Genomic DNA, 4,889 nt, shown 5'->3' on the forward strand with positions numbered 1-4,889 from the left:
CGAAGCCCCTCCGGCCCGCTCAACACGCGCCGCGGCCCGGTCCGCGTTGAGCGCGTGCGCCGTCTCCTCGGCCAGCCGCCGCAGCACCATCGCCTCGCTGGTGGCGCCCAGGAGCGCCGTCCCCGCCGAGTACATCGCCGCGGCCGCGCCCACGTGCGGCAGCACCTCCTCGATGGGCACGTGCTGCGGCTCAGAGGCGGGCGCGCCGGAGGGCTCGTCGACGATGGACACCGGCGGCGGTTCGTACACCGCGATGGTGGCGCCCACGCGCATCCGGTCCCCCGGCCGCAGCACCGCCTCTTCCTGGAGCGCCAGCCGCTGCCCGTTGAGCAGCGTGCCGTTGGTGGAGCCCAGGTCGCGCAGCCGCACCTGTCCCGCGACGGTGTCCAGGAACAGCTGCGCGTGGCGCCGCGACACCTGGTCGTCTTCCAGCGGGATGTCGCAGGAGGGACTGCGCCCGAGGGTCAGCTGGGAGACGACCTCGTACCGGCGCCCCGCGGACGGGCCCGTGAGCAGCAGGAGTGCCGGCATTCGGACGCGGAGCCTAGCAGCGCTCCTCGGGGCGCCGGCAAGACGCGTCGGGTTGGACGCGCGGCGCTACATCGGGCGTTCGGCGGTCAGGAGACTGCGCAGCTCGGACTCGTTGAGCGCGCGGCCCTCCCGGGCAATGGCCAGGGCGTTGATCTGCTTCTCCTCCACCTCCACGTGGGCCCCCTTGCGCCACTCCGTGGTGTGCACCGCGCCATCCACCAGCCGGCCCACGACGGAGCCCTCGTCCCGGGCCACCGCCTCCAGCCACAGGTTCTCCACCACCACCTCGCCCTCCGGGTGCGTCTCGAAGGGGGCCCGCACCAGGAACGTCAGGGGCTCCATCAACCCCTTGCGCTGGAAGCGCGCCAGGAACGCGGGCAGCAGCGCCTGCGCCTCCTCGTGCATGGCCTGGGTCTGCTCGGCCGGCTCCTTGGCGAAGCGCTCCCGGTACGTGGCCAGCAGCTCCGCCGTGTTGTGCCGGCCCAGCGGCGACACCACCGTGAGGAACAGCCCCTCGTGGCCCTCGAAGGCGTCCAGCGGCACGCCCAGCAGGTTCGCGCGGGCCTCCTCGGAGGGCACCAGGGTGAAGCTCTGGCCCTCGCTGGTGGACACCTCCGCGCGCAAGGCCGGCCCCTGCGCGAACGCCAGGTCCGTGCACAGCTCGTGGAGGAAGCTCTCCGCGGCCAGCAGGTCGCCCTCGCCCAGGTGGAAGATCTCCACGTCGCGCGCGCCGAACTTCTCCATCCCGTGCGAGTGCACCCACAGCGGCGTGTCCCCCTCCGCCAGCTCGATGGCGTGCAGGTGCACGTGGTCCCGGATGTCGAAGTCCAGCTCCGTGATTTCGACGACGTCCTCGGGCTCGTGCAGCTTGAACGCCGTCAGGTCCACGAGCACGCCCGGCGCCTGCTCCATCAGCGTGCGCACGGTCCACAGCGCCTCGAAGACGGGCAGCGTGGGCTGCGCGCCGCCCGGCTCCAGCAGGAACGCATAGCAGGCCTGCGCCTTCTCCACGCGCGCGAAGGCCTCCGGGCTGCCGCTGAACAGCTCCTGGCTGACGCGCGGCCGGCCGTCGCTCAGGGGCTTGAGCACCACCTTCACCTCCGACCCGTCCGCCCGCACGGAGAAGCCCCAGTCTCCCTCGTGCGGGACGAACTCCACCTCGTCCGTGGCGAACGCCGCGCGCAGCGACTCCAGGGACGGCGGCACGGGCTGCTCGGTGGCCAGGACGTAGACCTCCTTCACAGGTGCTTCTCGATTTGCCGGAAGAGGTCCACGCGGTCCACCAGGTTGGTGAGGTAGTCCAGCTTGTCCGTCCCCAGCACCAGCACCGGCGACAGCGAGTAGGCCCCGAACCACTCCTCGTAGAGGGCGTTGAGGCGCTTGAGGTACGCGGTCGGGATGTCCTTCTCCATGGCGCGCCCGCGCAGGCGGATGCGCTCCTTCAGGGTGACCACCGGGCAGCGCAGGTAGATCATCAGGTCGGGCGGCCGGAGCGACTGGGAGATGGTCTGGTACAGCTCCCAGTACGTGGACCAGTCGCGCTTGTCGATGAGCCGCTGGCGGTGGAGGTTCTTGGCGAAGATTTCCGCGTCCTCGTAGAGCGTCCGGTCCTGGAGCACGGTGCCTGGCGTCCGCTCCAGTTCCCGGTGCAGGCGGAACTTGTGGGTCAGGAAGAAGAGCTGCGAGCGGAACGCCCACGTCTTCATGTCCTTGTAGAAGTCCGCGAGGTAGGGGTTCTGGTCATTGGGCTCGAAGGACGGCGTGAGGCCGTACTTCCGGCACAGGAAGGACGTGAGCTCCGTCTTTCCGGCCCCGATGTTGCCCGCGATGGCGATGAACTTTTTCCTGGCCACGCCACCCTTGCTTGTAACCCCAGCGAGCGGCATTCACCAGAAACAATGGCGAGGGGAGCCATGGTAGATAAAGTGCATGCCCCCGTCCCGTTCCGCACGTCCAGGAGCCCGTGCCGGCGCCCGCGCCGCGCCGTCTGGCTGCCCGACCGGTGAGCGGCACCCCCGGGGCCCGTCCGGCGCTCAGGCCCCCCGGTAGGAGGAAAGGCGACGCATGCTGCGCAAGCTGTGGTGCATCCTGGTGGTCACGGTGTGGTCCGCGGTCTGCTTCCCCCTCGCCTGCCTCGCGATGCTCGTGACGCTCAACCCGTCGCGCTCGGTCGGGGTCGCCCGGAGGCTCTGGTCGCCCGTGCTCCTGTGGGCGGGGGGCGCGAAGCTGGAGGTCATTGGCGGGGAGAACGTGGACCCGAAGCGGCCCACCATCTACGTCGGCAACCACCTGTCCACGCTCGACATCCCGGCCCACTTCCTCGCCGTGCCGGTGGACTTCCGTTTCGTCGCCAAGTCGCAGCTGCGCCTCGTGCCGTTCATCGGCTGGTATCTCTGGATCGCGGGCCACATCTTCATCAACCGCGGAGACCGCTCGTCCGCCATCGCGTCCCTGGAGAAGGCCGCCCGGAAGATCCGCGCGGGCACCAGCATCTTCCTGTACCCGGAAGGCACCCGCTCCAAGGACGGCAGCATCCTGCCCTTCAAGAAGGGCCCCTTCGCGCTCGCGCTCAAGGCCCGCGTGCCCATCTGCCCCGTCACCATCGAGGGCACCGACGACGTGATGCCCAAGAACTCGTGGAACATCACGCCGGGCCCGGTGCGCGTGAAGATCGGCCGCCCCATCGACACCACCGGCTTCGCGGACAACGACCGCGAGGGCCTGGCTCGCGCCGTGCGAGCGCAGATCATCGCCGACAGCCTCTCCCTGGGTGGCAAGGGCGGTGACCCGGACACGGCCGTCGCCGCGCCGAATCAGGAGGGCGTCGCCCAGCGCCCCTCCGTCCTCAACTCCAAGGCCTCCTGAGCTCCCCGTGCCCCTGACGCCCTCGAACCGCCTCCGCATGCTCCGCTGGCCCGCCGCCCTCCTGGGACTCGGGCTGCTCGCCACCGGCTGCGGCCACGGCCAGGCCCAGTCCCCCGCGCTGTCGCCCCAGGCCCAGGCCCGCGCGTACCTGGACGGGAACCAGCCCGAGGAGGCTTTGAAGCTGCTGCGCGAACTGCACGCGCGCACGCCGGACGACGTGGACGTGGCCCGCGCCCTCACCGAGGCCCAGGTGAAGGCGGGCCGCGCGGACGCCTGGGCGGAGGAGCTGCGCCAGGCCATCGCGAAGAACGAGCGCGCGGTGGACCAGTACATGCTGGGCCTGACCCTCTTCTCCCGGGCCCGGGACGCGGGCGCCCCCACCGTGGCCGCCTTCGAGCGCGCCATCACGCTGTCCCCCACCACCGCGGAGTTCCACTACCGCCTGGGCGTCGCCCGCCTGGAGTCGGAGCAGTACGCCGCCGCGCTGGGCCCGCTGCGCAAGGCCGTGGAGCTGGCCCCGGAGCGCGCGGGCTGGAAGCTGCCCCTGGCCAAGGCCCTGGCCCGCACGGGTGACGCGGCGGGCGCCGTGGAGGCCCTGGGCACCGTCGTGAAGGGCAACCCCACGCCGTCGGAGGTCGCCACCGCGCGGGCGCTGATGAACCAGCTGGCGGATCCGTTCCAGGGCTTCCCCAAGGCGGCGGAGGCGAAGCTCGAGGAGGGCATGCGCTACCTGCACGAACTGGACGCGCCCCAGCACGCCCTCATCGCCTTCGAGGAGATCCTCCACGACTACCCGGACCTGGCCGTGGTGCACGCCCTGCTGGGGCTGGCCTACCAGCGGCTGGATGACGCCGGCCGCGCCGTGGACGAGTTCAAGCAGGCCATCGAGCGCGCCCCCCAGGACGGCAAGAACCAGCTCTACCTGGGGGAGCTGTACCTGTCGCGCCAGCGCGCGGACGCGGCGCGCACTGCCTTCGAGAAGGCCGTGGCGCTCAACCCGCTGCTGGAGCTGGCCTGGTTCCGCCTGGGCGACCTGCGCCTGGAGTCCCGCGACCTGGCCACCGCGAAGGAGGCCTTCCAGGTGGCGGTGACGCTGACGCCGGACTCGGCGCCCGCGCGGGGAAAGCTGTCACTCGTGTACCAGCTGGAGGGGGACTACACGGCCGCGCAGCGCGAGCTCAGGTACGTGGCGGACAAGGACCCGGAGAACACCGAGTTCGCCCTGCGCCTGGGCCTGCTCTACACCGAGGAAGCCCAGAAGGCCCGCCGCCCCGAGGAGCGCCAGAGGGCCGCGAGCGAAGCGGAGCGCTGGCTGGGCAAGGTGCTGGAGACCCAGCCCGACAACGCGGTGGCCAGCAAGGCCCTGCAGGTGCTCAAGGGCCAGTAGCCACCGGCGCACCGCGCCCTCTACACTCCGCCTCCGATGAGCGACGCGCGCAAACCCGCCCCTCCCAGCCCCCCGCAGCCCCGGACGCCGTCCAATCCCGGCACCC

Annotated in this window: 5 protein-coding genes; 2 read left to right on the plus strand and 3 right to left on the minus strand. The window is 71.4% G+C overall.

Annotated features, from left to right (window positions below; translation table 11 throughout):
• From ACLEQD_RS36870 to ACLEQD_RS36880, 3 genes are all read right to left on the minus strand, one after another.
• Window positions 1-531 (minus strand): FHA domain-containing protein (locus ACLEQD_RS36870; protein ID WP_410390574.1); only part of this gene is annotated, 531 nt, incomplete at its 3' end.
• Window positions 532-597: 66 nt separating this feature from the next.
• Entirely contained in the window at window positions 598-1,773 is a 1,176-nt protein-coding gene (locus ACLEQD_RS36875) for a DUF2314 domain-containing protein (protein ID WP_410390575.1), read from the minus strand.
• Window positions 1,770-2,384, minus strand: a complete 615-nt coding sequence (locus ACLEQD_RS36880; RefSeq protein ID WP_410390576.1) for a deoxynucleoside kinase — start codon at window positions 2,382-2,384, stop codon at window positions 1,770-1,772. The genes ACLEQD_RS36875 and ACLEQD_RS36880 overlap by 4 nt, the downstream gene beginning before the upstream one ends.
• 211 nt (window positions 2,385-2,595) lie before the next feature.
• On the opposite strand from ACLEQD_RS36880, the gene ACLEQD_RS36885 reads away from it, so the two are divergent.
• Window positions 2,596-3,396, plus strand: coding sequence for a lysophospholipid acyltransferase family protein (locus ACLEQD_RS36885; RefSeq protein WP_410390577.1), 801 nt, complete (start codon window positions 2,596-2,598; stop codon window positions 3,394-3,396).
• Between the two features lie 37 nt (window positions 3,397-3,433).
• On the plus strand, window positions 3,434-4,783 hold the full coding sequence (locus ACLEQD_RS36890) for a tetratricopeptide repeat protein (RefSeq protein ID WP_410390578.1): 1,350 nt from the start codon (window positions 3,434-3,436) through the stop codon (window positions 4,781-4,783).
• Window positions 4,784-4,889: the final 106 nt, after the last annotated feature.

Origin of the sequence: Corallococcus sp. 4LFB (genome assembly GCF_046520365.1) — a bacterium.
Lineage (GTDB): Bacteria > Myxococcota > Myxococcia > Myxococcales > Myxococcaceae > Corallococcus > Corallococcus caeni.

What these genes read in the sequence shown, in the direction of transcription:
- ACLEQD_RS36885 (WP_410390577.1), top strand. Translation starts at nt 2,596, where the DNA reads ATGCTGCGCAAGCTGTGGTGCATCCTGGTGGTCACGGTGTGGTCCGCG.
- ACLEQD_RS36890 (WP_410390578.1), top strand. Translation starts at nt 3,434, where the DNA reads ATGCTCCGCTGGCCCGCCGCCCTCCTGGGACTCGGGCTGCTCGCCACC.